Raw genomic sequence first — 25885 nt, 5'->3', positions numbered from 1 at the left:
TGTTGGAATGAGGCCGATTGCCTCACTAACCAACATAGGAAACAGCTACAATCTTGCAGCAGAAACCCGGCTGTGGCGGGACCACAGGCTGCATCGAAGTCCGACTACCGCGCGAGCGGTTTAGTCCTTCGGCCAAAAGCGGACATCCCCATCGATAAATGAAAGGATAGAAAAAGACGATGCTTAGCCTCGACGACACAAGATGGAAGGAACTGCACGGCGGGTATGGGGTTCCATATGATGTCTCAGTAGCGCTTCGGTCGATGCAGGGCGGCAATGACGTTTGGGAAGAACTATGGAACGAACTTCATCACCAGGGCGACATCGGGGAGGCATCTTATGCTGCGGTCCCGCAACTCGTAAGAATTGCCGGGATGGCGGGGTCCAGAGACTGGAACTTTTATAGTTTGTTGGCGATCATTGAAGTTGATCGCCATCGAAAAGGAAATCCGCCCATCCCGGCGTGGCTACAATCGAGTTACGACGAAGCCTGGGTTCGAGCGTACCAAGTTGCGGTTATGGACTTGAGTTCGAGCACAGACAGCCTCACCATTCGAGCAATTCTGGCCGTCCTTGCCTTGGCAAAGGGTGAGGTGAAGTTAGGAGCATTGCTCTCGGGGTTGGATACATCTGAACTCGACGAGTGGCTAGAAGAACATCAAGCATGGTCCGATTCGTACGAGTCGTGACAGGCCATTGTCGGGCAAAACCGAACGGTCGGACGGCGGTGCTGTCACCTTAACGTACTATTTTTTTCAAATTCTGTGCCCGGCCCTTAAAGCGCGCGGCGCCACGGAAACGCCGGCGAATAGCCAAGGAACAGAGGCTTGGCAAAGAAGTTGCGCACGCGCGGCGGGACGATCGAGCGCGGCGCTTCTGGTGCGCTCTCCTTTTCGAGCTGGTGCCGGGCGCGTGTCGTCAGTTTGTATTTGATCCCCTCGCGAATCAGACAGCCGCGTTCGACCAGATCGCAGTAAAGCTCGACCATCTTGCAGTGGTCGATGCCGGCCGGGAGCTTGCGCGTGACGAAATCCCCATGCACCTCGGCGCCCTGATAGATCGTCATTGGCCCCTTGAGGAACGCTGTCAGGATCTGCTCGCTGCGTGAATTTTTCTCAGGAAATTTCATACCTAGCTCCTGCAGGCGCTCGCCGGTGGGTTTTGGCCGGTGTCTGGTGGACCTGGCCGGCGGCGATCCGCGCGGCGATCATCGTTTCGGCAGCGAACAGGTCGTGGCGGGTCGCAACGGCGCACTGCGCCTCGTGAATCGCCAGCGCATTGCTCACCGCGTCCATGCCCGGCCCATCGAGCCGGTACTGGCCGGTCCTCGCGCCCCGTTCCGCCGCCCACGCCATCGCCTCCAGGGCCGGTATCATTTCCGGAACGTACTCTTCGCCAATGCCCGTTTCGGCAAGACAGAGCGTAATGTTCATGGCCGTGCAGAGATAGACATACGACGTCTCGGTTGCATCACCCAGCTTGATATCCTCGAACGCACGCCAATATTTTACGCAGATGAGGGTCGCCTCTTCCCCCTCGATCGGCAGCGCATTCATCATGCGCACGTCATGCCGGGATACGCCGGCAGCGATCACCTGCAGGCCGCCGCCGACGGCACACTTCTTCTCGCGATATGCCTTGACGCGACGCTTCGGCGATCCGTGTTTGCCGGCCATTATGCGTGCTCCAGCAAAGAACCCTGCCGGCGCACATTCGCGCGCTCTCGCGGTGCTACGTTCATCTTCTCGGCTTTCATTTTCGTAAGCAGTGCTGTTGCGGCCGCCTGTCCTTTGGCGGCCTCCTGGTTGAGATGATTTTCTATTTGCGTGTAGGCCAGCTCGCGCTGACGTTGCACTTCCGCACGCAGTTTCGCCTTGACTCCGGCCAACGCTGTTTCGCCGTCCTCCCGCCTGACCTGGTCATAAGCGACTTGGCGCACGTGCTGGGGGGCTCCGCCAAAAGGCGGATTTGGCAGCATTCCCGGTGGGCATTGAAGCGCCCCGACAGCGCCACGCAAAACTCGCAACTCACCTGGTCGGGCCGACGAGGAAGCTGCGGATCGTGGTGATCGACATGTCCGCTACGTCGTGGATGCGGATCATCATCGCCGCACTCAGCGCGACCTTGACGTTCCGGATATTGCTCACGTTCGTCGGGGAGACGCCCAGTTCGCGCGACAGGGCGGCGTCATTCTTGACGCCAAGCTTCGCCATGACAGCGTCGAGCAGCAGGCCGACGTTGTAGGCCGGATTGTTGACGTCGATCGTCACGAATTTTCTCTCGGTGGTGGTGGTGGTCATACGTCGTCCTCATCGGTGGTAGGTTGGTTTTTTCGTGCTCGTGATGCTTTCAAAATTGCTTTCATGCCGGCCACGGCACCGGCCGGCATTCCTTTTTTGGCGCGGGGAAGTGCCTCGGTCGGATCGATGATTCCCACGCGGCTCTGGCGCGGTGGTGCCGGCGGGACCCCGCCGTTGTCGATCGCAGCCTGCACCCGGCCCTTGAACGCCAGGGCGGACTCGCCAGCTTGCGCCGGTTGCAGTCCCAGCCGCGCAGCTTCGGCCGCGACGCTGGCGTCCGACGCCCACCAAGCTTGGCTAGCCCGAGCGCCCGTCGCACGTTCCGGGCCTCGGGCATTGCGGCACCAGTTGCGCCACGGGCCTTCCCATTCGAGCTTGACCCCACGGGAACCTGCCATCGGCACCCAGTGGTCCCGGAACGTCTCAGCCACCTCGCGGACATGGTCTTCGGTCCAATCCGGAAACTTCGCCAACGCCCAGTCACCCCATGATTTCGGAAGTGCAAAATCTTTGGGCAAACGGGTACCGGTTGCCGTGTTCCGGTTAACTGATGATTCAATTGATGGTTTACTGATGGTTATGGGTGCGAGATCTGCGGGGGTTTTTGGCAGAATCTGCGGGGGTGGGAGTGCAGATTTTGCGGGGGTTGGGTGCGAATTCTGCGGGGGTGCAGATTCTGCGGGGGCGTCGAAATGGGCCGAATAGATGCGGTAATTCGTGCTGCGGCCACGCCGCATTTCGCGCCGAAGGATGCCGAGCGCTTCCAAGGCCGTGATATGGCCTTGAACGGTACGCTCGCCCATGCTGCATTTGTACGCTATCGTCGCGATCGACGGATAACACTCTCCCTGGTCGTTGGCGTTATCGCACAACGCGATCAACACGAACTTTTGCCCCGACGGCAACGGCGACTTCCATGCTGCTGTCATTAAACTAATACTCATTTGAATCCTATGTGCTGCATCAGAACGGCGCGCCGCCCGTCATGGGTTCGATACGGTGTTGACCACGCAGTCTCTGCTGGGCGACTTGGGCGACAATTGCCGCCAAGAAGGCTGGGTTCACTCATCGGATGTCATTCGGCGCGACCGCCGCGCGAACGCAGTGGACGCATTTGCCGTACTGGGCCAGCTGCTTGGCGAAGACGTTCTTCCCGCAAGCGCATTTCTTTGGCCTGAGCACCGGCCCAGGCTTGGACGCCCGCGTTCGCTCGCTAAACATGTCGGAGCCGATCCGACTTCCGACCGCCCACGTCGCGCCGCTTTCCAGGTAATGGCACCGCTCGTGCCGTTTGGCTTGATCTGGCCAAGTGTTTTCAAGCGCTGCAGGGGCGCATACAGCTCGGGCGATTTAACGCCGAGTGCATTGGCGATCTCGGCCACAGTGCGGCCGCCGTGCGCGCGTACGTGCTCAAACGTCTTGCGCTCGATGTCGCTGGGCGGGCGCCGTCCTGCGCGCCGCGCAGGTTCATCAAGCACATGCCTGGCGTGCAGCGCGGCGTGCTGCGCCGCAAAGTGTTGAAATGCATTCATTCGGTCTTCTTTATTGGAGATCATGTTTCCGGTCACACGGACAGACAGTAGGGGCGGCACAACGCCGTCCGCTAAAAATGCAGACTTGCGCACTTCATGTCAGCGGCCTCGATTAGGAGGTCAACTGCGGGGCACTAGGTTTTCATCGGTATTCGTCCGGCTGCACGTAGACAATGGCGTCGACGGGCACGACCTTGAGCCCGGCCGCTGCGAGCAAACGCGCGCAGTAATTGAGCTGCCCGCCCGATTTCGCACGAGAAATGGACGATTCGTGCATACCCAGTCGGTCAGCAATAGCGGTAGCCGTTGTTTTATTGATAAAATGCAAGATTGTCGTAAAGTTCTTGCGTGACTGGTCGGCAATTTCCGGGGATACTTGGGCCAAGTCGGCAAGTTCGGTCTTGCTAAACTCGGCATCGGACGTGTCCGTATCCATGGCGGGGCTGTTAGGCATGGAGAAATCCTATGCTGCATGGGTAAAAAATTGATAAAGTACCGGCGGTAGGCAGGAATGAGATGGTCGAAAATATCCGTGTCGAGCTGGGCGAGTAACTTTTCCGCCACGTGCAACAAGCTTGGCGCGTGCGGACTGCGTGCTACCCGACTGCACCGCAATGTCAGTTTCAGTTTTCTCGACTTCAAACATTATTGCCACCAATAAATCATTTAACAAAATATTACAGTTTTTCGCAAGATTTTACAATAAATTATTGCATTTGGTGATTTTAAGAAATTATTTTGGTAAAAATATAAAAATGACAGATGTGCAAAAAGACGCCCCTGATCGCACCCAGCGCCTTCGGGAGGCGTTGCAGCGAAAAAATGGCGGCAACGCGTCGGAGCTTGCGCGATACGCGCAGGTGGTCCCGCAAGCCGTCAGCAAGTGGCTCACAGGCACCCAGTTCCCGCGAGACAGGGCCTTAGACTTGGCGGCAGAATTCCTTAATGTGACCCCGGAATACCTCAAATTCGGCACGCCTACGGTACGCCCACCACCAACCGAAGATTCCCTTATCCTGATGTACGTCAAGCCGCTCGAAGCCAAGCTGCTGACAAACTTTCGCGAGTCAACAGAGCAAGGCCAACGCCAGATGATGATCTCCTCGACGCATGCCGAGAAACTGTCATCAGAAAAATTACCCGACAAAGGTGCGGCTTCGGACTAGCCGCAATTGCCGTTCCGCCGTGGCATGGTCGCCGACAAGGCGGCGATGGTATCTGCGACGGCGAGCGAACGTGCGACGTTCACCAGATACGCTTTTGACGCGGTCGAGGTGGAGTCGAACAAACCCATCAAGACATTGCGCGCCTGGTGCGACGAGGCGTTTTCGATGGGCACTTCTGGTACTGGTAGATTCAATTGAGCGGCGCTTTGGGTGGACATGGTATTAATCTGCTAACAATAATGTTACAACATGGAAACTGTAGTGACACTGTGCCAGAGCGTAGGGTTCATGGCAACCGAAGTTAACTATCACCTTTCGCCGAAGTAATAATTTACGTTTGACAGTAAACTATCAGCTGTAAGTTGAGCAGCACATCAAATTGTGCGGCTATCAACTATTGCATTTTGTTAATTTTTATTGCCCGCAGACTGGCATCGCTCACTGCGGAGAAGGGGCGGCCTTTGTGAAGTAGCGCCTGCCGAAGCGGCCAGGCCCTGGGACGCGGCCCTCAACTTTGCCCAATAGCTAAGATTAACAATCTGCGCTACACTTGCCACCGCTTATTGCAATGCGGAATTAAATGGCTTGTAGCACCCCGTTTCCCGAAGTGAGAATGACCACGGCCCAGCTGCGCGCGGTCGCGCACCTTGCCACGCTCATACAGGCCGACGACACCTTGCTGCGCGAGATCCGGCGCATCGTGCCCGCCAAGCTCGCCGGCTTCAGCGAATGGCGCGGCCAACTTGATTCCGAAGTGTGGGTCCGTTTCCACTGGTATTTCGATGAGGTACGCGACGATTTTGTCGTGCCGGCGCAGGGCGTAAGCACAAACATCGTTCTTGTCACCCCTTTCAAACAAGATCTGTCCCGGCCCACGTTCTACCGCATGCTGATGCGCCGCCTTCGACGCCGGCTCGACTGGCAACCTTATGTGAACAACCTGGAGGCGCGGGACGTGCGCAACGATCCGCAGCTGCCGTCCATGCGTGCCGCGTTGCGTCCCATACCTATCGCCATGCGGCCCCTTCACCGGGATGGAACCGCGACTTGGGGCAGAAAGACCGCACGCGAGCTGGCCTGCCTCCCGCCAGCGGACCAGTTCGCGCAGATCGCCAAGCTTGCCAGGCAGAAGTTCTCCTTCGACCAGACCCTCGCCTACGCCCGCTGCAAGGAAGATGTCAACATCTACGTGCTTGAAGAAAATCACCGGCCGGCCTGGCGCCAGGTGTATGCAACGGAAGAACTAGCGATGCGCGATCCACGCCTGCACATGCAGCGCGGCGCCCATACCTGGCAGGCCGCGCAATGGCACGCCGAAGATCCGGCGTTCTGGACCGCAGCTATCGAACAAGGCATCGAGCACGGTTGGCTGATGACGTCCGACGACGGCCTGGCCACGCTGGTCCTGTCACGCAAAGGTGAAGCTGTCACGGAAAGGGAGCTGCGCTTGATCGAGCCCAGTCTGGTTGAAATCGCCCGGTTCGCGCACAGCATGATGCGGCACCAGCTGCGGGCGCCCGCCGCCGCCCAAGCCGCCGCGGGCGCGGTCCTGTCGGATATCGAGAGGACGATTCTGCTTCACATGCACGATGGCCTGCAGCGCAAAGAGATCGCCGACCGCATGAGGATGAGCCTGTCTGCATTGGACCGGCATATCAAGTCGTTCAAGGTCGAATTGAACGCCAAGTCCAGCATCGATGCGATCAACAAGGCCAAGCTGCACGGCATGCTTCCCGTTACACGGTAATCAGGGGCGGTGGAGGTGCTCGCGCAGGAACCTGGCGTGCGAATACGGTTCGCGCTTGCGATAGTGGTCAGGCAGATCGAACATTGCCCAGTAGTAGTTTTCCCTGCCCCGCGTGACCTGCGGTGGCTTGCAGTATTTCAGCGGGTCGCCTGGCAGATCGGAGGACCAGCATCCGTCGCCAGTGTGAAAAAACGGCACCACGCGGCGCTCACGCAGCGCGGCCGACAGCTCCGCTGGCGCACCCTCCTCTGCAGCGATATCGGCGTGCCATTCAAGGCTTCTGGCGTTCATCATCGGGACGAGCGTGGGCGCTCCTTCGGCGTCAAAGAACAGAAAGCCGTGGGGATTGGTAAAAAGATAGTATTCAACGAATCCGTAGCGATCACACAGGCCCTGGACCATGGCGGCCGCAGCCGGGTCGCGCAAAAATCCAAACTCGTGGGCGTCCAGCTGACCGGCCTGGCTGCGTGATTGATCGAGGAAGTAGGTGTTCTGCAGAGCGTCGATGGCCGCCTCCAGCTGGTCGAGGGCGTCGGGCTCCTGCTTCCGGATAAACCGATGAATGAGGCCACGATTAAAGGCCGCCACGGCAAAGCTCGCGTCGGCGCGAGCAGTGAACATGATTTTCTTACAGGGCAGATCGGCGGCCGCCTCGCAAAACTCCAGCCCATCCATGTCCGGCATCGCGTAATCGATCACTACGACAGTGGGCAGCGAAAAACGCTGGGGATCGCCGACAAAGTGATAGATCCGCTCCAGGTCGCTTTCGGCGGTCGTGCCCCCTTCACCGCACTCATCTTCAAAGCCCAACAGTTGGGGTCCACTTGGGTCCACCCTGCTGAAAATGTCCGACACCCAGTCGAGTGCCGCGCGAGCCCGGTTGAAGGTGGTCTTTGCCAGGCTTTGTTCGAGGTGGAAATCCAGTACGGCCAGTGAAGAACGATCATCATCAATCACAACCGTCATTGTCGGGTGACGGTAAAGCGGCAACTGGACTGGCATGCATGTCTCCTCGGGCGGCTTTTCAGTATATAGCGGAATGAAGTTACAAAAAAGGCCAATGTTGGATAAAAGCATTTATCACCAATTCTCACATTTTTGATGAAATAAAAAATTACAACATACTCTCTAAATTGCAATATTATGTTGAAAATGCTGGCGATGTGCCGGCGCCATTTTCCCCAAAAGCGCACCCCGGAGCCCTATGAAAAAACTCAACAACAATCGCACGACGGATTTCTTCCTGCTGCCGTGCGCCCAGCCAATGGAACCATCTGTGAAGCGCCATTACATCGCAGCCCTGGTCGTGCTCGTCTGCGCAGTCGTTTATCTCAACGTCGCGCACTCCTCGCCCGCCCCTCTCAGCTGCCGCGCCGAGCTGTCCCAGTAAGGCCCATATGTCGACTACCTATCTGGGTATCCAAAAAGTGTTCCAGGATGAAATCGATCCACTATGGGGACGCATTGAACAGTTATTGAAGGAACACGACATCTGCGCCATCGCCGCGTTCGTCATCCCGCTTACGCCGAACACGGGCACTGTTGCCCTCTACGCGACGCCGAACAAGGACGGCACCATGCCGGCATCGCTGATGGCGGCCTATAAAGCCATCGATCCGACAGCCGTTATTACGCCATTTCCCTCTGACGACACGCCAGCGTAAAGGCTTTGTCCGCACGAATCGCCACACACGTCGCCGCGCTGAACCTGGCCCTCCGACCGTGGCCCGCCCTACCAAACCGCGCATATGAAAACTACACCCGCATGCCGCCACGCCGCCCATTGCGTGGCGTGCGCGAATTTTCCTGATAGCGCACAGATCCTGCGCGAGCTGCTTGCCATTGTCGGCAACGACGGCTATGCAATGACCGCCCTCACCCTGGGCGGCTACCGCAAGGATCTCGGCATCACCATCGCCAACTATCTCGACCTTTACACACCACGACATGAACGACTTGATCACGCAACTGCGCCTCGCCAATGACCCGACCGCCGACGCGGCCGCCGACCACATCGCCGCACTAAGTGGACGCGTCGCGATTCAACAGACCGTAATGGACCGCGCGGCCAGCATTCTGGTCGAGGCAATTGCATCAACGGACGGCATCAATGAAGCACAGGCAGAGGCATGTGTCAGCAGCATTCGCGGCCAGCTGGCCGCGGTCGGCAAAACGACCGCCGAACGGTACCTTGAGCTGATCTGCGACCGCGTCGCCGCCACGGCCGGCATCGGACCGCACATAGCATTCAATCCCCTCACTACACTGGACCAGATTCGAGTCATCCTGCACGCGCAGCAGCGGAACGCGGAACGACTTGAGTGGGCAATGTCGGTGCTGTGGACGCCGGCCGACAGCGTGAGCAAGTCGCACCTGGTCGTGCGCACCAAGGGGACGCGGGCGATCATCCGCGAATTTGCGCGGGGCCTAACCTGGCTCGATGCCGTCGACCAGCTCTTGAACGAAGGGGTGGCGAAGCGAGATGCAGCTGGCGTGGCATCGGCCGAGCTGCCGGCATGACGGCCAAGTCGACGCGGTGCCCGTTGACGCCGGTGGCAATCCTCGATCTAGCCAACGCGCACGCGAAGTCGAAGGCCAAGGCGCTCTACAGCTTTTCAAAACGGGACGTGATCGCTTTTGCGGAGGCGGTGGCTGCAGTGACGACGCAGACCGGCGAAGACACTGCACGACTCGCTGCGCTGAGCGGCAGTTCCGGGTTCGTCACCGGCCGCGACGCCGGCGAACCAGCCTACCGAATGTTGGGTACCGATGCATGGTACACAGATCTACGGACCGCGATTGACCAACACCCTGCCACACGGCGCTCCGCCTTTGCCCGTGCCCGACACGATCTCCAGGCGGCATATCACGTCTTACGAGATCATTAACTTAGCAAAATTCATCAGTTAACTTCCAAATCACCCTAAGTTGCGCTAGTATTCGATCAGTACGCGATTCGCCAGATTTTCGACGTTTCTTAGAAATCTGGCGAATCCTTAGAAAAATCAACTTAGGATACCTGAATGACTGCTCTGAAGCCGCTGCCGCCCGTTAAGTCGCGGATCAACATTCGGGGCTTGGTGGAGATCGCTGACCGCGCGCAAGTGACTTTGACAAACCTTCGCGATGACCTGCTCGAGCCGTGGCCGAGAAAAATGGCGCCTGAAATTTCGAGCAGTCGGTTAGCCAAACTCTGCCAAATTGACCGCACCCAACTTAATTACCTCTGTACGCGGGGCGATAAAGGTACCTACCCGACCGGGACTCTAAGCGGCACGAAGCGTAGCCGGATGTTTACCGTCGCCGAAGCGCAAGACTTCGTACGGGCTAATGGCGCGTTCAAGGGAAAGCCTCCTGGGATGAAGGCTATTGCATGCGCTGTTGGAAATTTCAAAGGCGGCGTAGGCAAGACTACTCAAACAGTCGCTATCGCGCAAGGATTAACGTTGCGCGGCTATAGAGGCTTACTGATCGACCTCGATCCGCAAGCGAGCGCTACTACGCTTATGGGATACGTGCCAGACGCAGAAATTACGGAGGATATGACCGTAATGCCCGTAGTGTATGGCGATGAACTTAGCCTTGAATATGCTCCGATCGCAAGCTACTGGCCAGGCCTAGATCTCATCCCCTCGTGCCCTGCTCTATTCGGCGCCGATTATTTCCTGCCTAATAAACAGGCTGCGGACCCGAAATTCGAGTTCTGGAAAGTCCTTGACAACGCACTTGAGCCGCTGCGGCACAAGTATGACTTTATCATGATCGACACCCCGCCAACACTGTCTTACCTGGCCATCGGGTCGTTCATGGCAACTGATGGATTAATTGTTCCGCTCCCTCCAGAGACACTTGATTACGCATCTTCCACGCAGTTTTTCCGCCAGTTTGCTGACTTGTTTGAACAATTGAACGATAGCAAGTCGATTGAAAAAGAGTTTGAGTTTATCAAGATTGTATTGTCTAAAGTCAAGCAGTCGGCCGCGACAACGCCTGTTGTTAAGGCTTGGATCAAACAGACCTATCATGAACTTCTTGCAACAGCAGAAATTATCGAAACTGATATTGTTATGAATGCATCGGCAGAGTTCAAAACCGTGTATGACCTGTCGAGCTACGAAGGCAGCGTGAAAACTTTCAATCGCGCCTTGGAATCCTTTGACGCTGTTGTGGACGAGGTCGAGAGCGATATTCAGAACGCTTGGCATCGGCGCTCAATGGAAAATGGAGATTGAAAATGGCAAGTAAGTTACAACAACGGCTTGCTGGAAAGACAGCTGCCATCCAGCGGGTCGCCTCTCCTAGTGAGGCCCATGAGGTTCTCGGCACCGCAAACAGTTCGCTGTCAACCGTGGATAGCGATGCTACATCTGGCTCACGACGCTCTATGTCTATGCCTGGTCAATTAGGCGCTTTTCGCTTGGAAGCGCAAAAGTACGAGCTTGTAATTGCAGATTTACAAGCAAAGTTAGCAGCAGCTAATCAAGGCTCCTATACAATTACACGTATTCCACTACCCCTAATCGACGACAGTCCGTACCAACCTCGACTCGAAATTGATCCAGAGGAAATTGACGAACTGGCAAAGACTATGGCAGCCGCCCATCAGGCAGATCCTATCAAGGTTCGTCGGGTGGGAGATCGCTTTGAACTCATTAGCGGTCATCGGCGAGTTCGAGCTGCACGGACATTGGGCTGGGAAGAAATTGATGCAATTATTGAGGTACGCAACGATATTGAAGCAGAAGTTGAGGCAATGCTTTTGGTTGTCGGTAATGTGCATCTTTCCGCCTATGAGTTGGCAAAAATGTATGACCGGGCTATCTCCAAAGGAATAGTTGCTAATCAGACCGCCTGTGCAGCTTTTTTTGCAGCAAAGCAACCTGTTGTTTCTGCTTGCCTGGGCATGCTTGACCTGCCCCCCGAAATTATTTCATTATTGGATTCAAAACCTCGGCTGATGGGATACGAGTGTGCAAAAGTCGTCAAAGCTCTTATCAAAGAACATCCTACGCACATTGATACGATTATTCGTGGCGTTGCCCGACTGGGCGAGGGAATGCAGCAAAACGCCCTTAAGGGTTGGGTACGTCAATCCATCAAACAGAGCGCAGAGCATAAGGAAGATGACCGGCGCACTATCACGAGCAATGGCCGCCCAGTGTTCACGACCAAACGCGACCCGCGCTCCGTGACCGTTTCATGCAAAATTCCAGGAATGGATATTGAGATCTTCGAGGAGCGGCTGCGTCTATGGCTTCAAGAGCAGGCGAAATCAGTTGATGAACTTATGACAGGCGCATAAATTGAAAATCCTTATAAATCAATCACTTAGGAAGTATAAGATTCTTATAATTCCAGCCTCACCGGAGCTGAGCGTATGAAAACGTAAGCTCTAATGAAAAAACCCCAGCCTGCCAGCCGGGGTTTTTTACTTTTAGACCATTGAATCATGCTAAAGGGTACGGGTGATGCGTCAAGAACTTCATCTTAGTCCCCTTGGTGTGACTCGTCAAACACTTTTGCTTCCCTTTTAGGCAGCTTAGGAGAGATCGTGCACCCAAAAACCCTAGATGACATTGTCAGGCCCTACCTTCACCTTCCTACTGCAGTCCAGTGCGCTCTGGTCAGGGTCGAAAGCCATCCAGTGTTCAGAGCGCTGACGAGAGCAACCCTGGCGGTACTCAAAACACTTGTTACGCGATCCTCGGCGACTAACGGAACCGCGATCATTCGCGCGCGAGTAGACAAGATGGCCGATGAGGCTGGCGTCAGCTACAAAACGGTTCAGCGTGCCATGCGCACGTTCCGTGAATTCGAGTGGGTCCTTCCGGCGACGGAAGGCCGGTCGGAATACGGGGTGTTCGAGTCGAAGCGCTATGTCTTCACGCCGGGCTTGTGCGAGCTGATCGATTTGCCGACCAAGAGCAAACCGGCCCCAGCTTTAGCCCAGGAGACAGAAATGTCCGACGGTGCTATATACGTTGATCTTAGTTTAAAAAAAGATCTACAGGAGATCTCGATCAAAAATCGAGAAGGGCAACCCCCAACCCTTCCTCCCACAGTGGCACGAATTCCAGAGGAAACCGGCATGCTAGCGACTGGTGTTTGCAAGCTGCTCGGGGTCGCTCGTCGCAACGACTACAAGCTCGAAGACGTGTACCTGGTCGCCAAGCCCTACCTCGATAAAATCGGTGCCAATGCCGCGCGATGCTATCGCTACCTGCACGCCATGCTGGTGAACCCGAAGAAGGTCGATTACGCCGGCAAAGCCGCCCAGGAGCGCCGCAAATGCGAACCAGATCCGGCACGTGAGCTGGCCAACATCGCCAGGGAGTGCCGTTTCAAGCGCTACTACCACGTCAGCAACGGCATGCGCGTGCGCTTCTTCGACGGCACCGCCGAGGTGACAAGGGACAGCAATTGCGAACTGTATGCCGGCGAGCAAATGCAGGGCTTGTACAAGGGGATCGCCAACGGCAATCTGCAGGAAGTGGTCGAGTGATCGCGGTGCGCGCCCGACCGCTATCCTGGGTCCCGAAAGCGAATCGCCATTGTCGCGACGGTTTCTGCATGGCGCTCGGCATCGTCCTTGTGCAGATACCGCCCGGTGGTCTTGATCGAGGCGTGGCGGGCATTATGCTGAACGGTCTTGAGCGGCACGCCACCGTTGGCCTGGTGCGTCAGCGAGGAATGCCGCAGCCAGTGCGTCGACGCGCTCGCCAGGCGATCCGCGATCTCGGGCATGCCGGCTTCCACGGCAAGGGCGTGTGCGCGGCGGATTACGGCCTTGAGGGCGGCGGCGACAGCGTAGTGGCTGGCGCCGCGCTGGGGGCTGCGGCTCGCCAGCACGAGCGATATCGTTTCGCCTGGTGCCGGCAGCGCGGCCAGGCCGAACGCTTGCCGGTATTGGCGGAATTCGGCGAGCAAGGATGGGGGGACAGGGACTTTCCGCGCCTACTACCCTTACCCAGGACATGCAGCCACCATGCCCCGCTGTCGTCGCGCCGGATACTGCGCATGTCCGCGCCGACGAGTTCATTCAGGCGCACGGCAGTGAGGTAGTAGGCCTGCACCAGGAAGCGCGCGCGGGCGCGCCGCAAGGCGGCGCCTGGCGTAGCGTCCTGCAGGACGTCGGCCGCTTCGAGCAGCAGAGAGATTGCGGCCGGGGGCAGGTGGCGCTCGATGGCTTCGCTGCCGACCACCCGCATGCCGGTAAGCAGCTGGGCCGGGTTCGCCTGCAAATACTCGGCGGCGTAAGCCCATCGAAACAAGCTCTTGATGACGGTCAGCGCCTGCAGCTGGGAGACGTCGGCCAGTGGGCCGCAAAACGGTCGCCAGCGCGGGTCGGCGCGTGCAAAGCGCGTCGTGGCGATCCACTGGTCGGCCGGCTGCGGATCGGTGATGAACGCGGCGAAGGCCAGCAGGTCCTCGTAGCGTACGTCGGCGAGCTGCTTGCCGTGAACGCGTATCCAGAACAAAAACCGGTCGGCCTCCTTGCGGCAGTTGCGTACGGTGCGCGGCGACAGATTCGGCCGGCGTAGCCAAAGCGCAATCAGCTCTTCGTCATTGATGGCGCGGGTCAGCGACCCGGAGGGGAAGGGAGGGGCGCCGCCGGCGGCGAGCGGCCGATGGGGCACTGGCACGAGTAAAACAGATTCGATGTCACCCCCCTGCGCGGGGGCGGGCAGGGGGATCGACATAGGTGCTTACTTTTTGGACGGCGGGGTTTTTGCGCGAGGCTCGCCAGGTTCGCGGTTCTCGCCGGCGCGCTTGGCACCATCCTGAGTGGCGAGCGTATCGGCACGCATCTGGCCGCGTAGCTCGGCCGCTTCCTCGCTGGCGCGCTTGGACTCATTGCGGGCGGTGCTCACCAGAGCGCGCGCCTGCTCCAGCTCGCGTGCTGCGCTTTCCAACCGCGCCTGGCTGGCCTGTACAGCCATGTTGGCCGACGCCAGCTCGCGCGCCGCTTGCTGCGCCATCCGCTCCAGTTCCGCGATATGGGCAACGGCTGCCAGCTCGCGCGCCTCGATCTCGCCGGCGCGACGCTCGCTTGCATCGAACTTGGCTACGGTGACCGCTGCCGCTTGCTCGGCCGCCACGCGGGCCGTGCGTTCGACGGCCAGTTCCTCGCGCGCCGCGCCGAGATCCGCTTCCAGCCGCGGCATCGCCTCGAGGCGCAACTGGGCCTTGGCCAGTTCGGTTCGCGCCGACTCGGCCGCCTTGCGCTCGCGATCCATTTCGACCTGGCCGGCCTGCCAGTCGAGTTCCAATTGACCGGCTTTGCCCTGGACCGTAGCCAGTTCCACCTGGAGCGCTGTCAGCGCGTCGACCTGGCCCTCGATCTCTGCAGCCTGGCGCTCATTCTCGGTGGCGAGATCGGCCGCCTCCTGCTGTTGTTCAGCCAGTTCTGTTTCCAACGCCGCTTTCGCGCTGGACAGTTCCTGACCCATGAATTCCAGGATGGCGCGCTGCACTCCCGCCGGCAAGGTCAATGCGCTGGCGATCTTCTTTTCCCGATCAGCGCGCCATTGCTGCAACAGCTTGCTGATGGTGCCCAGGCTCCCCATGTTTCCAAGTCGCTCGCGCACAGTGCGCAAGGCTGGGGTGCTTCCGGCCGCAACCATCGCGTCCGCGATGGCGGCCACCTGGGCCAGTGTGATGCTCGCTTCTCTACCCATCGTTTGCTCTCCGCTTGTAATGATACGATATGATACGAATGATATGATATGAATCACCGAAGAACAAGCGCCCCTTATACCTTTCTTGAGCAGCAAGTGTAGCGCGGTTTACCCGAGATATGGCGGGTGTCCCTCAACGCGTGATTAGGGATCTAATCACGCGTTCGATCAAAAAATACCGCCAAGTCAACGATATGGTGCAGTGCCCAACGCTGACTAAGGCAACGGCCATGAGTCGCGTTCCGCACTACTTTTGACCGGAAACCGACGCCTGAAGAAGAACGTCAATCAATCCTCGCACGACCGCCTGACTTTCCTTCGGAAGGAGAAGGAAATCATTTATTAACGCCTGTGACTTAGAACTGAGCGCTTTACAGTCCTGCATAAGCGGCGAACTACCACAACGGTCACCCTCGCCAAATCGGAGCCAGGCGGCGCTTACTCCAGTCCAGTCCGCAAGTATCTGGATACGACCTTGGGTGGGTATCGATTCTCCGCGAAGCCACTTACGCGCGCCGTGCGTAGTCACAGTTACGCCATGAGCACGCAAGTTAAATCCTCGTGCAAACTGGGTGGCGGAAGTGGGGATCCCCGCAGCCAAAGCAGCACTATTTAATCGCCGGGCGAATAAAATACCTGCGGTGACAGGAGCCGGTTGGTTGCCGGCCTCAGCCCCGACGATTTCACTATTTCCATGTAAAGATATTTTTCTCATTTAAAATACTTATTTTTGGAAAAAAATGCATAAAGGATAGAGTGCGCGCAATAATTTGACTGCGTACTAAAATTGCGTTTTGCTTGTGATTATTTTTTTTATGTATTTTACATACGAAATATTTGTAGTCGGAAACCGAAGTGCGCTAGAAACGTTCACAACAATGGTCGATCTCAGCAACCTGTCATACATCCACCTCCAACACGTACCCGTTCCGAGCGGTGGTTGGTTTTATGATACCTATAAAATCAGTTTTTATCTGCACTCCTCATTCGCGCCCAGCATCGAGCAAGTCGAATTATGGTGTAGAGCGGCAGGGTTTTCCGCATGGGCCCTGCGCCGTATCTGACGTAGCGTAAGTCCAATGCGTTGGTATTCGACGCAGCAGCGCGGGGGAACGCAATCAAGGCGTACAAAAAACATGAATTGGCGAGCCGCAATTTGGCGACGGTGGTTCGTTCGCGGAAATTCGCTGCGGGCTGCGTTAACGCTTGGCTGAAATTTTTGGGTGGAGCAAAGTATGCTGAATTTGATATTTAGGATTATCACGTTACCGATGTGTCTCTTCCGGCACGACGACATATGTACAGGCGAGGGCTATCACTCTGGAGATGGACTGCGCTGGGAGTATAGCAAGTGCCGACGTTGTAGTCGAGAGGTGACAAAAACGTACCACCAATAAACGATTCAAAGTGTTCGAGGAAAAGGCTTGTGTACCTGATCATGAACGAAACCATGGGGTAATTATGAAACAATTCAAAATGTTGGCGAAATCGCTCCTGGCTGTGGCACTCTCCGCCGCTGTCGGCACAGCTAGTGCCGACAGCGGGCGCAACGCGCAGTATTGGCTGGACCACCCGGTGGAGCGAACAGCCAAGCTGAAGGAATGCCAGGTCGACGTAGCGACAACGACGAATTCGCCCGATTGCGTCAGTGCAGGGCAGGCCGCTGCCGCGGCGCTGGGGCGCGGGAAACCTGTATATGTAGGAGCGCCACCTGCGCCCTCCGTCACCTCATTGCCCCCTCCGGATGACACTTGCAAAACGGAGGCCTTGAAAGCGATTCATGACAAGGCGGTGCGAGAGGATATGGCAGCAGCATGTATTCGGCGCGGTACTTTCAAGCCAACGCCTAAGACACGCACCTGGTGAATCGAATTTCCCTCCCCGACGGACGTCGTGCTAAACCGAAGGAAAATGACTAGGCGCTGCGACGCTAAGACCGCTTCCCCCGGTTGTGCGTGCCATCGCGCCCTGTGCGCCATGTTCGCGCAAGCAGCGTTATGTCTAGTCGACGGCGCGGCCATCCATCTCTTAGCTTGCAATCTTCTATAATTTGCGGATAATTCAATGATTGGATGTTTCGCAAAACCTGGGAGAAAAGCATGACCACCGACACCATCGACCACACCACCCTCATCAAGCTGGCCGAGGCCGGCGTTGTGCGCAGCGCCCACGCGGTCGGCCAGGCCGGCGGCTGGGGCATTCTAGTTAAATACGGCATGACCGAGCGCGCCCTGGCGGCCCAGCGCAGCCAGCAGGTCCGGATCTTCCGCAAGCTGGAAACGCTCGTGGAATACCTGAAAGGCGTCGGCATCGCACGCTTCGACGTCGATGCCGTGAACTACGACCCGCGCAGCATCACCGCCACCAGGCGCCCCGATCGCGCCGCCGCGATGAAGGATGCGCACGCCGCGGCTGCCTACACGAAGTGGCTCAAGGCCGAGGTTCAGGAAGCGCTCGACGACACCAGCCCAACCATCCCGCACGACGAGGCGATGCGCCAGGTGCGCGCAGCAATAAAACTGACGTAAGGGAAGCGCATGCACGTCATCCACTGGAAAAAACAAGCCATCAACGACCTCATCAAAATCGCCCAGCATATCGCCAGGGACAGCCCCGCCAGTGCGGAGAAAATGATTGACCTCATCGAGGGCAAGGTGATGCCCCTCGCTGCGCATCCGAACCTCGGCCGCGCCGGCCGCAAGCGCGGCACCCACGAGCTGGTGGCCCATGAAAGCTATATCGTGATCTACCGCGTGCTGGCCAAGAAGGTCGAGATCCTGCGCGTAAAGCACACGGCGCAGCAGTGGCCACCGGCATCCGCCTAGCGGAATATTTTGGCCGTTTTTCCGTTTTCCCTATTCTCCCTCAGGAGTAAAAATCCATTCAATTTCAACTCTGAAAAGCAACAAATATTGCATTTATATATTGTATTACTGCTAACTATGGTAAAATAAGGTATCTGCCGAAGCCACCCCCAATAGAACAAATGGCCGGTTTAAGCCCTTCCCCCGTTAACTTGTGATATTGGAATAAAGCATGAGTAGAGCTTTGACCGTCTTACGTGATCTCGTTGGAGACCGTCAGCACAATCGCCTATTGCGCTTGTCATTTCCAAACCAGGACGCCCCTTCTGGTCAGTTGCTCGTCAACAAGCTGGAAGCATTCGAGAGCTTGTCAAAGCCCTTCGAGTTCCGCGTCGAACTGCTGTCTGACAATCCCGACATCCCGCTCAAGGATATGCAGGGAAAGATGCTGTGTGTACAGTTGGTTCGCCGGGATGGCACGCTGCGCTACTTCACCGGGATCGTCTTCAGTTTTTCCCTCAAAACCGCCGATGGCGGGGTGTCGTATTACGAAGCCTTACTCGGTCCTTGGTACAAGTACCTGGCGATGCGGAAGGATAATTACCTCTTCCACTACACGACGATGTACCAGCAGACCGCCAGCATCTTCGGCGACTATGGCAGTCTGGCCGAGTGGGACTGGCGGGTGAGTGGTGCGACCGAGGTGCTTACGGACTGCTGCCAGTTTGACGAGAGTGACCGCAATTTTCTTGAACGGCGCTGGGTCGGCAACGGTATCGTGTATTGGTTTGAACACTCGGAGAACGGCCACAAGCTGGTGCTGTCGGATGACACGACCAGCGTGGAGCCAATCGACGGCGATCCTTCGATCCGGTTCCAACGTCATGGCGGCGAGGCAGAGGAGGACGGCTTGGGCGAGTGGTCACCTTCAAGGCAAATCATGCAGGGCGCAGTAGCGCTCGCATCTTTTGACTTCAAATCACCTACTCCTGTTCACACTTCGCTGCCGACAGTGAGTCAGCAGGGCAACGTACCGAGCATCGAATCGTACGAATACACCGGGGCATACGGCTTCACGGGTGGGGGGCGCTCCCTGGCACAGTTGCGGATGGAAGAATTCGAGGCCGCTGGCAAGCAGTTTGAAGGTTCCGGGAATAACCGCAGCGTCCTTCCGGGGCGGTGGTTCAGACTCGCCGACCACTTTGACGCCAGCGCGACCGGTAACGACGCCCAAGCGCGTGAGTTTTTGATTCTTGAAGTAGTTCACAATGCCTCGAACAACTATCACGTCAAAAACACTGCCGAATCCCACTACCAAAATCGACTGCGCGCGATCCGCAAGATCATTCCTTATCGTTCCGGGCGCGACCATAACAGCGTGGAGACGAAAATCCACGGCATCCAGACCGCGACCGTGGTCGGGCCGGCTGGAGAAGAGATTCACACCGACGAGTTTGGGCGCGTGCGCGTGCAGTTCCATTGGGACCGGGCCGGCACCAACGACGAAAAGAGTTCGGCGTGGCTTCGGGTGGCCACCCCGTGGGCCGGCGCTAACTTTGGTATGACCGCGATTCCGCGAATCAACGGAGAAGTTCTTGTGCAATTCATAGACGGGAATCCAAACCGTCCGATCATCACCGGCATGGTGCCGAATGCGGACACGATGCCGCCGTGGACACTGCCGGCCAACAAGACGCAAAGTGGCATCCTCTCGCGTTCTACGCCGGGCGGTAGCTACGACAACGCCAATGCGCTGCGCTTTGAGGACAAAAAAGGTAGTGAGCAGCTCTGGCTGCATGCGGAAAAAGATCAACTGACCGAAGTTGAGCACGACGAGGACAAGTGGGTCGGCAACGACCGGCGAAAAACGATCGACAGGGACGAGACCACGCTCGTCAAGCGGGACAGGACCGAGACGGTCAATCGTGACGAGACAATTACGGTGCATCATGATCGCACCGAAACTGTCGACAACAACGAGACTATCACGATCCATAACAATCGCGTCGAGCGCGTGGATCACAATGAGAAAATCAGCATCGGCGACAACCGCTCTGAGGACGTGGGCAAAAACGAAACCATCGATATCGGTGGCAACCGCACCAAGTCGGTCGTGAAGAACGAGAAGGACACTATCGGAAAAAACTGGTCGATCAACGTGACCAAGTTCAAGACCGAGACCATCGGCATGGCCTACATGCAGAACGTGGGCATGGGGCGCATGGAAAACGTTGGACTTGGTTACAACCTGAATGTTGGCATGATCATGGCGACTATTGTGGGAGTGAATCAGACTACCCAGGTCGGTAAAAGCATTTCGATTGGTGCGGGGACGAAGATCGATGTCACTGCCGGTGAGGAGTTGTCGATCACTGTCGGCAAGGCAAGTCTAGTGATGAAAGCAGATGGTAGCATCGTAATAAACGGTAGCAAGATCAACGTGACGGCGACCGGCGACGTCACGATCAAAGGCAAGAAAATATACAATAACTAGAAGCACTTTTATGATTAGTCAGTATGAACCGGAGACGGAGTCAGGAAACGCGATTCCCTTGGTTGTACGTCGCTATGCCGAAGAAATAGCGACCCGTTGGTGGCGGCGTCACTCCGCATATATCGAAAACCCGCGCACTCGCCTTGAAGAGGTGATCGATTTCGACGAGTCGATTGATGCTTTTCTCGATGGCTTGGAGCAGTCGGGGCTATCTGGCCGCAAGTTTGTGGAGCAAACCGTTTTGGGGGACGCGCCGGATGTGTCAGCGGATATTTTCGTAGCATTGGCCCTCGCCGCCCGCAGTGGCGAAGAGTCAATCCTCGACCGTGCACTTGAGCATACCCAAGCTTTGCCAGGCATGCCGCAGGCGCTGGAAGGATTGTTTTCGTGGAGCCGCGAACCGCTCGTCAGCGCGACCCTGCTTTCCTGTCTGGGCCACTCCGATCCACGCATTCAGGATGCTGCATTCTCCCAGTGCCATACGCACGGAAAGAGTGGTGCCTCGCACCTCGCGAACCTCGTCAACGGGCCAGCAACGCCGTTGCTGGCGCGAGCGTTAAGAACGGCAGGAGAATGCGGCAGAGTTGACCTGCTTCCCGCGATCAGGGACTGGGCAAGCCAAGATCAGGACACGAACGGCGCTGTTCGCTACTGGGCATCGTGGTCTACGGTCTTGCTCGGTGGCGCTAACCCGAGCTCGATTGCTACATTAAGATCCGTTGCCGAGAGCGGGGCCACCAACAACGGCACGGCGCTGCAGCTGTTATGCGTGGCGTTGCCACAGGACGAATTGATCGATTATCTACAGTCAATTTCATCGTCGATCAAACCCTCTTTGTTGGTGCAGGCAACCGGCTGGAGCGGACACTGTGGCTACGCGCCGTACCTGATCGAAAAGATGCGGATTCCTGCATTGGCTAGTTACGCAGGGGAAGCCTTTCGTTTAATTACAGGGCTTGACTTCGAAATGGCACAGGCGGTCATCGATCCACCGCCCTTTTTCGACGATGGCGAGCTGACCTTGACCCAGCAGATGTACCCCTATCCTGATGCAGATCAAGCGGCGAACTGGTGGGCTGCTTGCCAGGACGATTTCAGCAAAGAGCATCGCCTGCTCCTGGGTGAAAAAATTAACGCTCAACGGCTAGATGACATTCTGCTTGGCGGTGAGCAGGCACAGCGTGAATTAGCGCTTATTCACCGTACGCTGTCACGGCCAGGGGACATGCTCGTACCCCTCCATGCCCACAGTTCCATACAATGGCTGCGTTTGCAACAACTTAAGGGAAAGACAATATGACTGCCACGAAATCAACCCGCGTAAAGAATATCGTCGCCCCTGACATTCCGTCGACATCAACCAAACACCCATGCATTGCCAGCGCGGCGCCCACAGTCGCTGGCCTGGTGATTGGTACGCTCACCGGCCTCACGGAGGAACTGGCTTGCATGGTTGACTTCGGTGGCAACCCGTGCCGTGAGCCTCTCATGGCGCGCGCTTTAGTCCCACTGACGATAGCTGATATCGGAACGAGCGTGGCGATCTTATTTGAGGGTAGCGACCTCACCAAGCCGGTCATCATGGGACGCCTGTTTGGAAGTGCACTACAAGCCGATGTGACCGCATCCGAGAACGTTTCGATACTGTCCAGTGGCGCGCTTCAGGTAATCACCAATGATAACGAGGTGACATTGATGGCTAGCCGGAAACTGACTTTAAAGTGTGGTCGCGCCAGTATCACACTGGATGTTGATGGCAATGTGGAAATTCGCGGTGACAATTTGCTTTCACGCGCTGCCGGCCAGAATCGGATTAAAGGCAGTTCAGTCTCGCTGAACTGACAAACGTCTAATGCATATCATCAATCGCACGGCGTATGTGGCCGACTATACGACCACCACGGATAAGAGTGGGCGCAAGCATTTGGTAGTCATCATTAAAGGCACCTACGTCCTGCCACTGCGTGATGAAAAAGCACAGTTAATGGAGACCCAGTTGCCCTTGTGGGTGGCCGACAGCGCGACTGGCGAGCTAGGCTGGTCCGCTCCTGAGTACGAGTGTGATTACGTGCTGAACAAGCCGCAGTGCGATGTTCTTCTGTTGGGAACGGCCTACGCGCCGCAGGGAATCCCGACAGAGCGCGTTGCTGTTGGACTCAAAGTAGGGAAATTGAATAAAGCATTTTACGTCACTGGAAAACGCACCTGGGTCGGTGGCCTATTCGGCGTCAGTCCCGGTGATCCCGCGCCGTTTACCAGCCAGGCAATATCTTATGACGTGGCATTCGGCGGTTATAAATACAGTCCGGTTCACACCGATAACCCTGCCGTTTTTTTACAAAACCCGGTTGGCATAGGCTTTCAAAAAAACCCGGAACGGGGCTCATTCGATGGTATGCCGATGCCGCAGACAGAGGCAGCAGGCGCACCGATCAGATCCCCCAGACGACACTACACACCGATGAGTTTTGGGCCGGTCGGACGCAGTTGGCCGCAGCGTGCGCAGTACGCGGGCACTTACGACGCTGCATGGGAGGAAGATACCTTTCCTTTCCTTCCCGCTGATTTCGACGAGCGATATTTTCAGGCCGCGCCAGAAGATCAGCAACTGCCAGTTTTGACTGCGGGTGAACGAGTTACCTTGTTCAATCTGACTCATCCAGCCTTGACGCCATCTGGCCGTCTGGACTTCACCTTGCCCAACCTGATGGTGAGGGTGCGATTTCACCCCAAGCAAGGTGACGTCACAAGCGCGACCGCGCGGGCCGATACATTGCTCATCGAACCTGACCAGCAGCGCTTTAGTGTGACTTGGCGCATCTCCTTACGGCTACGACGATCATCCGAAGAGATTGACCTTGTAGAAATCATCGCACCCCTCATCGAAACCAGCCAGCACACCGCCAGTCATAGCGCGGTGCACGGACTATGAAAACTCTACAAATCGCGATCAGCTGCGCTGGCTTAGTGACTAGTGTTGGGTTGGATACAAATTCCACGTGTGCGGCATTGCGTTGCAGACTGAATAATTTTGTTGAGCTTGACGACATCGATTATGACGCCGAGCCACTGGTCGGCGCGCCAGTGCTAATGGCGGACTTCGACCAATCCGGCATTGCTAAGCTAGCCGCAATGGCCGCTTCGGCCATTGCCCAAACCTTGGGGGCGCAGCCGGGACGCAATCTCATCGACATTCCGCTGCTGCTCTGCGTTGCCGAACCGGGCCGCGCGGGGCGCTTGGTCGACCTCGACAGCGCACTGTTCGGCGCCTTGGCGAACCATTTTTCTCACGGATTTCATGCCGAATCGGCGATTATCGCCGCAGGCAAAAGCGCGGTGGCACTTGCGCTGACACGCGCTAGCAGGATGCTGTCAGGCAGCTCATACCCCGCAGTAATGATCGTCGCCGCCGACACCTTTCTCAATTACGGCACCGTCGCTGCCAATCTGGCAAGCGACAGGATGATGGCGACGGAGGTGCGTGCCGGCTTCATCCCTGGGGAGGCCGCCGGCGCTCTGCTGGTGACGCGTTCGGACATCCAAGCCGATGTTGAGTTAGTGGTTTTCGCACTTGCCAGTACGACAGAGGAGGCCACGTTCGCCGCCGATCTTCCCCTGCGCGCCAACGGCCTCGCTGCAGCCATCAAATCCGCAGCGAAGAAAGCGGATGCGCACCCTGACGATCTTGCTATCTGCTTATCCGATGTTAGCGGGGAAGACTACTACTTTGAAGAACTTGCATTGGCTCAGGCACGAGCCCGAATTGAAGCGCTACTGTGGTTGCCCGCCGAATCGGTGGGTGAAACCGGCAGCGTGATTGGATGCATCCAAATCGCTTGGCTGCTTGACGCCAAACGCCAATTTTATCTGCCGGGCAATACTGCATTGTTACTCACTAGCGACGACGATGGCCGAAGGACAGCATCCATCTTGGCGTTCCAATACAGCAAGGCTTATACAGCGGCATCGCTCGCTCAAGACCCCATAAACGATCTTATTAATGAAGGAGTGGCCAATGTCACATGAAGTCTACGCGAATGGGCACGAAGTAGTGGCAAAGGCGGGCGATAGCATCACCGCCGCCAACTTTCCTGATGTCTGCTTTAGCCCGCCTTACCCAGCAAAGGTAGGCGTTCCAATTCCCTACCCTAACAGTGCCCAAGCGAAAGACACGAGCAATGGATCACGGACTGTTTTTATCGGCGGCAAGGAAGTCATGCAAAGAAATAAATCCTTTTTAAGGGTAAGTACAGGAAACGAGCCAGCAACTCAGCAGTTCAAAAAAGGGGCGATTACAGGGGTGATCAAAGGAAAATGCTACTTCCGGTCCTGGTCCATGAATGTATTCATCGAAGGCTATAACGTTTGTCGCGACAACGATTTAACGACGAACAATCACGGATAGTATATGCCTATTCCTGTTATCGTTCTGGGATTAATTGAAATTGGCGCGATGGTTGCAGCACGAGCGGCACTGCGGCAAGTGTTGAAAGAGGCAGCGAAAAAAGCCGCTACAGAAGCCGCTAAAAAACTTGCTGCAGAGGCCGCTAAGAAAGCTGCGGCGGAGGTTGCCAAGAAAGCTGCGGCTGAGGGTGCCAAGAAAGCTGCGGTGGAGGCTGCTAAGAAAGCTGCGGCTGAGGCAGCAAAGAAAGCAGCAAAGAAAGCAGCGCCGAAAGCAGGCACAAAGGCAGCCCCAAAGGGTACGTCGAAGGCCAACACACGTCCGCAATCGCATAAAGGTAAGAAGAAAAAACCTGGGCCGTGCGACCATTTGCGGCTAGGGAGCGGTAAGGGTGACTATCGCGGCGGATCGCATAATAAAACAAGTAGGCCGCTTAACGATGGTAAAGATTCGCATCACGCGCCGGCGAAGGATTCAAGTCCGCTTAAACCAGCGGATGGCCCTGCGATTCAAATGGATCCAGCGGATCATCATCTAACATCAAGCAACGGCAAAAGGGCCGGCTCCATAAAATACCGAGCTATCATTCGCGATCTGATCGCGAAAGGAAAATGGGATGATGCGATGGATATGGAAATTTGCGATATTGGCAAGGTATGTGGAAAAATAGGTCAACCTGGAAAATACGACGAAGCCGTCAAAGAAATGCGAGAATATTACGAGTGCCTGAAAAAGCATAAACTTTTAAAGTGAGAATTAATC

Annotated in this window: 33 protein-coding genes; 21 read left to right on the top strand and 12 right to left on the bottom strand. The window is 56.7% G+C overall.

Translation table 11 applies throughout. The annotated features are described in order from the left end of the window. The first annotated feature begins 179 nt into the window (after nt 1–179). A complete protein-coding gene (locus F2P44_RS30260) occupies nt 180–689 on the top strand; it encodes a hypothetical protein (protein WP_167093092.1) in 510 nt (169 codons plus the stop codon). A gap of 86 nt (nt 690–775) precedes the next feature. Here the strand turns inward: F2P44_RS30260 and F2P44_RS30255 are convergent, their stop codons facing one another. From F2P44_RS30255 to F2P44_RS30225, 7 genes are all read right to left on the bottom strand, one after another. Then, a complete protein-coding gene (locus F2P44_RS30255; protein WP_167093091.1) occupies nt 776–1129 on the bottom strand; it encodes a hypothetical protein in 354 nt (117 codons plus the stop codon). Continuing rightward, nucleotides 1116–1676: a hypothetical protein gene (locus F2P44_RS30250; RefSeq protein WP_167093090.1), complete on the bottom strand. Its 561-nt coding sequence runs from the start codon at nt 1674–1676 to the stop codon at nt 1116–1118. Before F2P44_RS30250 ends, F2P44_RS30255 begins: the two co-directional genes overlap by 14 nt. After that, complete coding sequence (locus tag F2P44_RS30245) at nt 1676–1939, bottom strand: hypothetical protein (protein ID WP_167093089.1); 264 nt, start codon at nt 1937–1939, stop codon at nt 1676–1678. Before F2P44_RS30245 ends, F2P44_RS30250 begins: the two co-directional genes overlap by 1 nt. A gap of 88 nt (nt 1940–2027) precedes the next feature. Further along, nucleotides 2028–2300 (bottom strand): helix-turn-helix domain-containing protein, encoded by a 273-nt coding sequence (locus F2P44_RS30240; protein ID WP_167093088.1) that lies wholly within the window; start codon nt 2298–2300, stop codon nt 2028–2030. Beyond that, nucleotides 2297–3244, bottom strand: coding sequence for a helix-turn-helix domain-containing protein (locus F2P44_RS30235; protein WP_167093087.1), 948 nt, complete (start codon nt 3242–3244; stop codon nt 2297–2299). Before F2P44_RS30235 ends, F2P44_RS30240 begins: the two co-directional genes overlap by 4 nt. Nucleotides 3245–3361: 117 nt before the next feature. Then, complete coding sequence (locus F2P44_RS30230; protein WP_167093086.1) at nt 3362–3856, bottom strand: hypothetical protein; 495 nt, start codon at nt 3854–3856, stop codon at nt 3362–3364. Between the two features lie 118 nt (nt 3857–3974). Further along, nucleotides 3975–4286 carry a hypothetical protein gene (locus F2P44_RS30225; RefSeq protein ID WP_167093085.1) on the bottom strand — a complete coding sequence of 104 codons (312 nt, stop codon included), beginning with the start codon at nt 4284–4286 and terminating at the stop codon, nt 3975–3977. Nucleotides 4287–4446: 160 nt separating this feature from the next. On the opposite strand from F2P44_RS30225, the gene F2P44_RS30220 reads away from it, so the two are divergent. Beyond that, nucleotides 4447–4998 carry a helix-turn-helix domain-containing protein gene (locus F2P44_RS30220; RefSeq protein ID WP_167093084.1) on the top strand — a complete coding sequence of 184 codons (552 nt, stop codon included), beginning with the start codon at nt 4447–4449 and terminating at the stop codon, nt 4996–4998. Here the strand turns inward: F2P44_RS30220 and F2P44_RS30215 are convergent. Further along, nucleotides 4995–5216 carry a hypothetical protein gene (locus F2P44_RS30215; RefSeq protein WP_166899316.1) on the bottom strand — a complete coding sequence of 74 codons (222 nt, stop codon included), beginning with the start codon at nt 5214–5216 and terminating at the stop codon, nt 4995–4997. The genes F2P44_RS30220 and F2P44_RS30215 overlap by 4 nt on opposite strands. A 395-nt stretch (nt 5217–5611) precedes the next feature. Between F2P44_RS30215 and F2P44_RS30210 the strand changes: the two genes are divergently transcribed. Beyond that, a complete protein-coding gene (locus F2P44_RS30210; RefSeq protein WP_167093083.1) occupies nt 5612–6745 on the top strand; it encodes a DUF4902 domain-containing protein in 1134 nt (377 codons plus the stop codon). Here F2P44_RS30210 and F2P44_RS30205 read toward each other — a convergent pair whose 3' ends face one another. Further along, entirely contained in the window at nt 6746–7747 is a 1002-nt protein-coding gene (locus F2P44_RS30205; RefSeq protein WP_167093082.1) for a response regulator, read from the bottom strand. A gap of 202 nt (nt 7748–7949) precedes the next feature. Between F2P44_RS30205 and F2P44_RS30200 the strand changes: the two genes are divergently transcribed. The 8 genes from F2P44_RS30200 to F2P44_RS30165 all read left to right on the top strand — a co-directional run bounded on the left by F2P44_RS30200 (nt 7950) and on the right by F2P44_RS30165 (nt 13247). Then, the gene (locus tag F2P44_RS30200; RefSeq protein WP_167093081.1) at nt 7950–8135 is read left to right on the top strand and encodes a hypothetical protein; all 186 of its coding nucleotides are present in this window, start codon (nt 7950–7952) and stop codon (nt 8133–8135) included. 7 nt (nt 8136–8142) lie between these two features. Continuing rightward, nucleotides 8143–8409: a hypothetical protein gene (locus F2P44_RS30195; RefSeq protein WP_167093080.1), complete on the top strand. Its 267-nt coding sequence runs from the start codon at nt 8143–8145 to the stop codon at nt 8407–8409. Between the two features lie 84 nt (nt 8410–8493). Next, complete coding sequence (locus F2P44_RS30190) at nt 8494–8730, top strand: hypothetical protein (RefSeq protein ID WP_167093078.1); 237 nt, start codon at nt 8494–8496, stop codon at nt 8728–8730. Continuing rightward, nucleotides 8693–9265: a hypothetical protein gene (locus F2P44_RS30185; RefSeq protein ID WP_167093076.1), complete on the top strand. Its 573-nt coding sequence runs from the start codon at nt 8693–8695 to the stop codon at nt 9263–9265. The genes F2P44_RS30190 and F2P44_RS30185 overlap by 38 nt, the downstream gene beginning before the upstream one ends. Then, a complete protein-coding gene (locus F2P44_RS30180; protein WP_167093074.1) occupies nt 9262–9633 on the top strand; it encodes a hypothetical protein in 372 nt (123 codons plus the stop codon). Before F2P44_RS30185 ends, F2P44_RS30180 begins: the two co-directional genes overlap by 4 nt. Before the next feature lie 135 nt (nt 9634–9768). Next, complete coding sequence (locus F2P44_RS30175; protein ID WP_167093072.1) at nt 9769–10977, top strand: ParA family protein; 1209 nt, start codon at nt 9769–9771, stop codon at nt 10975–10977. A 2-nt stretch (nt 10978–10979) separates the two neighbouring features. Next, on the top strand, nt 10980–12047 hold the full coding sequence (locus F2P44_RS30170) for a ParB/RepB/Spo0J family partition protein (protein WP_167093070.1): 1068 nt from the start codon (nt 10980–10982) through the stop codon (nt 12045–12047). Between the two features lie 786 nt (nt 12048–12833). Beyond that, nucleotides 12834–13247: a hypothetical protein gene (locus tag F2P44_RS30165; protein ID WP_167093068.1), complete on the top strand. Its 414-nt coding sequence runs from the start codon at nt 12834–12836 to the stop codon at nt 13245–13247. Nucleotides 13248–13267: 20 nt separating this feature from the next. On the opposite strand, the gene F2P44_RS30160 is transcribed toward F2P44_RS30165, so the two are convergent. Genes F2P44_RS30160 through F2P44_RS30150 form a run of 3 tightly spaced genes read right to left on the bottom strand, consistent with a single transcriptional unit; the run spans nt 13268 to nt 15423 of the window. Beyond that, nucleotides 13268–13489, bottom strand: coding sequence for a tyrosine-type recombinase/integrase (locus F2P44_RS30160; protein ID WP_229423840.1), 222 nt, complete (start codon nt 13487–13489; stop codon nt 13268–13270). A 35-nt stretch (nt 13490–13524) separates the two neighbouring features. Beyond that, the gene (locus F2P44_RS30155) at nt 13525–14445 is read right to left on the bottom strand and encodes a site-specific integrase (protein WP_167093064.1); all 921 of its coding nucleotides are present in this window, start codon (nt 14443–14445) and stop codon (nt 13525–13527) included. Between the two features lie 6 nt (nt 14446–14451). Beyond that, a complete protein-coding gene (locus F2P44_RS30150) occupies nt 14452–15423 on the bottom strand; it encodes a DNA-binding protein (protein WP_167093062.1) in 972 nt (323 codons plus the stop codon). A gap of 1461 nt (nt 15424–16884) precedes the next feature. Between F2P44_RS30150 and trbK the strand changes: the two genes are divergently transcribed. The 10 genes from trbK to F2P44_RS34965 all read left to right on the top strand — a co-directional run bounded on the left by trbK (nt 16885) and on the right by F2P44_RS34965 (nt 25876). Then, the gene (gene trbK / locus F2P44_RS36695) at nt 16885–17289 is read left to right on the top strand and encodes an entry exclusion lipoprotein TrbK (RefSeq protein ID WP_167093060.1); all 405 of its coding nucleotides are present in this window, start codon (nt 16885–16887) and stop codon (nt 17287–17289) included. Between the two features lie 233 nt (nt 17290–17522). Further along, nucleotides 17523–17951, top strand: coding sequence for an antitoxin PaaA2 family protein (locus tag F2P44_RS30140; protein WP_167093058.1), 429 nt, complete (start codon nt 17523–17525; stop codon nt 17949–17951). Nucleotides 17952–17960: 9 nt separating this feature from the next. After that, the gene (locus F2P44_RS30135; RefSeq protein ID WP_167093056.1) at nt 17961–18248 is read left to right on the top strand and encodes a type II toxin-antitoxin system RelE/ParE family toxin; all 288 of its coding nucleotides are present in this window, start codon (nt 17961–17963) and stop codon (nt 18246–18248) included. Nucleotides 18249–18459: 211 nt separating this feature from the next. Beyond that, nucleotides 18460–20721, top strand: a complete 2262-nt coding sequence (locus tag F2P44_RS30130) for a type VI secretion system Vgr family protein (RefSeq protein ID WP_054264756.1) — start codon at nt 18460–18462, stop codon at nt 20719–20721. Between the two features lie 10 nt (nt 20722–20731). Beyond that, nucleotides 20732–22021, top strand: a complete 1290-nt coding sequence (locus F2P44_RS30125; RefSeq protein WP_054264757.1) for a hypothetical protein — start codon at nt 20732–20734, stop codon at nt 22019–22021. Then, on the top strand, nt 22018–22563 hold the full coding sequence (locus F2P44_RS30120; RefSeq protein ID WP_054264758.1) for a DUF6484 domain-containing protein: 546 nt from the start codon (nt 22018–22020) through the stop codon (nt 22561–22563). Before F2P44_RS30125 ends, F2P44_RS30120 begins: the two co-directional genes overlap by 4 nt. A gap of 10 nt (nt 22564–22573) precedes the next feature. Further along, nucleotides 22574–23653: a DUF2169 family type VI secretion system accessory protein gene (locus F2P44_RS30115; protein ID WP_167093054.1), complete on the top strand. Its 1080-nt coding sequence runs from the start codon at nt 22574–22576 to the stop codon at nt 23651–23653. After that, entirely contained in the window at nt 23650–24747 is a 1098-nt protein-coding gene (locus F2P44_RS30110; RefSeq protein ID WP_167093052.1) for a hypothetical protein, read from the top strand. Before F2P44_RS30115 ends, F2P44_RS30110 begins: the two co-directional genes overlap by 4 nt. Continuing rightward, on the top strand, nt 24737–25126 hold the full coding sequence (locus F2P44_RS30105) for a DUF4150 domain-containing protein (RefSeq protein ID WP_167093050.1): 390 nt from the start codon (nt 24737–24739) through the stop codon (nt 25124–25126). The genes F2P44_RS30110 and F2P44_RS30105 overlap by 11 nt, the downstream gene beginning before the upstream one ends. A 3-nt stretch (nt 25127–25129) precedes the next feature. After that, complete coding sequence (locus F2P44_RS34965; protein WP_187363480.1) at nt 25130–25876, top strand: hypothetical protein; 747 nt, start codon at nt 25130–25132, stop codon at nt 25874–25876. The last annotated feature ends 9 nt before the right edge of the window (nt 25877–25885 follow it).

Origin of the sequence: Massilia frigida (assembly GCF_011682175.1) — a bacterium.
GTDB lineage: Bacteria > Pseudomonadota > Gammaproteobacteria > Burkholderiales > Burkholderiaceae_D > Telluria_A > Telluria_A frigida.
This window is presented reverse-complemented; position numbering and strand designations above follow the sequence as displayed.

Excerpts from the sequence above, each read along its gene's own strand:
- F2P44_RS30260 (WP_167093092.1), top strand. The coding sequence starts at position 180 with ATGCTTAGCCTCGACGACACAAGATGGAAGGAACTGCACGGCGGGTAT.
- F2P44_RS30255 (WP_167093091.1), bottom strand. The coding sequence starts at position 1,129 with ATGAAATTTCCTGAGAAAAATTCACGCAGCGAGCAGATCCTGACAGCG.
- F2P44_RS30250 (WP_167093090.1), bottom strand. The coding sequence starts at position 1,676 with ATGGCCGGCAAACACGGATCGCCGAAGCGTCGCGTCAAGGCATATCGC.
- F2P44_RS30240 (WP_167093088.1), bottom strand. The coding sequence starts at position 2,300 with ATGACCACCACCACCACCGAGAGAAAATTCGTGACGATCGACGTCAAC.
- F2P44_RS30235 (WP_167093087.1), bottom strand. The coding sequence starts at position 3,244 with ATGAGTATTAGTTTAATGACAGCAGCATGGAAGTCGCCGTTGCCGTCG.
- F2P44_RS30230 (WP_167093086.1), bottom strand. The coding sequence starts at position 3,856 with ATGATCTCCAATAAAGAAGACCGAATGAATGCATTTCAACACTTTGCG.
- F2P44_RS30225 (WP_167093085.1), bottom strand. The coding sequence starts at position 4,286 with ATGCCTAACAGCCCCGCCATGGATACGGACACGTCCGATGCCGAGTTT.
- F2P44_RS30220 (WP_167093084.1), top strand. The coding sequence starts at position 4,447 with ATGTCAGTTTCAGTTTTCTCGACTTCAAACATTATTGCCACCAATAAA.
- F2P44_RS30215 (WP_166899316.1), bottom strand. The coding sequence starts at position 5,216 with ATGTCCACCCAAAGCGCCGCTCAATTGAATCTACCAGTACCAGAAGTG.
- F2P44_RS30210 (WP_167093083.1), top strand. The coding sequence starts at position 5,612 with ATGACCACGGCCCAGCTGCGCGCGGTCGCGCACCTTGCCACGCTCATA.
- F2P44_RS30205 (WP_167093082.1), bottom strand. The coding sequence starts at position 7,747 with ATGCCAGTCCAGTTGCCGCTTTACCGTCACCCGACAATGACGGTTGTG.
- F2P44_RS30200 (WP_167093081.1), top strand. The coding sequence starts at position 7,950 with ATGAAAAAACTCAACAACAATCGCACGACGGATTTCTTCCTGCTGCCG.
- F2P44_RS30195 (WP_167093080.1), top strand. The coding sequence starts at position 8,143 with ATGTCGACTACCTATCTGGGTATCCAAAAAGTGTTCCAGGATGAAATC.
- F2P44_RS30190 (WP_167093078.1), top strand. The coding sequence starts at position 8,494 with ATGAAAACTACACCCGCATGCCGCCACGCCGCCCATTGCGTGGCGTGC.
- F2P44_RS30185 (WP_167093076.1), top strand. The coding sequence starts at position 8,693 with ATGAACGACTTGATCACGCAACTGCGCCTCGCCAATGACCCGACCGCC.
- F2P44_RS30180 (WP_167093074.1), top strand. The coding sequence starts at position 9,262 with ATGACGGCCAAGTCGACGCGGTGCCCGTTGACGCCGGTGGCAATCCTC.
- F2P44_RS30175 (WP_167093072.1), top strand. The coding sequence starts at position 9,769 with ATGACTGCTCTGAAGCCGCTGCCGCCCGTTAAGTCGCGGATCAACATT.
- F2P44_RS30170 (WP_167093070.1), top strand. The coding sequence starts at position 10,980 with ATGGCAAGTAAGTTACAACAACGGCTTGCTGGAAAGACAGCTGCCATC.
- F2P44_RS30165 (WP_167093068.1), top strand. The coding sequence starts at position 12,834 with ATGCTAGCGACTGGTGTTTGCAAGCTGCTCGGGGTCGCTCGTCGCAAC.
- F2P44_RS30160 (WP_229423840.1), bottom strand. The coding sequence starts at position 13,489 with ATGCCCGAGATCGCGGATCGCCTGGCGAGCGCGTCGACGCACTGGCTG.
- F2P44_RS30155 (WP_167093064.1), bottom strand. The coding sequence starts at position 14,445 with ATGTCGATCCCCCTGCCCGCCCCCGCGCAGGGGGGTGACATCGAATCT.
- F2P44_RS30150 (WP_167093062.1), bottom strand. The coding sequence starts at position 15,423 with ATGGGTAGAGAAGCGAGCATCACACTGGCCCAGGTGGCCGCCATCGCG.
- trbK (WP_167093060.1), top strand. The coding sequence starts at position 16,885 with ATGAAACAATTCAAAATGTTGGCGAAATCGCTCCTGGCTGTGGCACTC.
- F2P44_RS30140 (WP_167093058.1), top strand. The coding sequence starts at position 17,523 with ATGACCACCGACACCATCGACCACACCACCCTCATCAAGCTGGCCGAG.
- F2P44_RS30135 (WP_167093056.1), top strand. The coding sequence starts at position 17,961 with ATGCACGTCATCCACTGGAAAAAACAAGCCATCAACGACCTCATCAAA.
- F2P44_RS30130 (WP_054264756.1), top strand. The coding sequence starts at position 18,460 with ATGAGTAGAGCTTTGACCGTCTTACGTGATCTCGTTGGAGACCGTCAG.
- F2P44_RS30125 (WP_054264757.1), top strand. The coding sequence starts at position 20,732 with ATGATTAGTCAGTATGAACCGGAGACGGAGTCAGGAAACGCGATTCCC.
- F2P44_RS30120 (WP_054264758.1), top strand. The coding sequence starts at position 22,018 with ATGACTGCCACGAAATCAACCCGCGTAAAGAATATCGTCGCCCCTGAC.
- F2P44_RS30115 (WP_167093054.1), top strand. The coding sequence starts at position 22,574 with ATGCATATCATCAATCGCACGGCGTATGTGGCCGACTATACGACCACC.
- F2P44_RS30110 (WP_167093052.1), top strand. The coding sequence starts at position 23,650 with ATGAAAACTCTACAAATCGCGATCAGCTGCGCTGGCTTAGTGACTAGT.
- F2P44_RS30105 (WP_167093050.1), top strand. The coding sequence starts at position 24,737 with ATGTCACATGAAGTCTACGCGAATGGGCACGAAGTAGTGGCAAAGGCG.
- F2P44_RS34965 (WP_187363480.1), top strand. The coding sequence starts at position 25,130 with ATGCCTATTCCTGTTATCGTTCTGGGATTAATTGAAATTGGCGCGATG.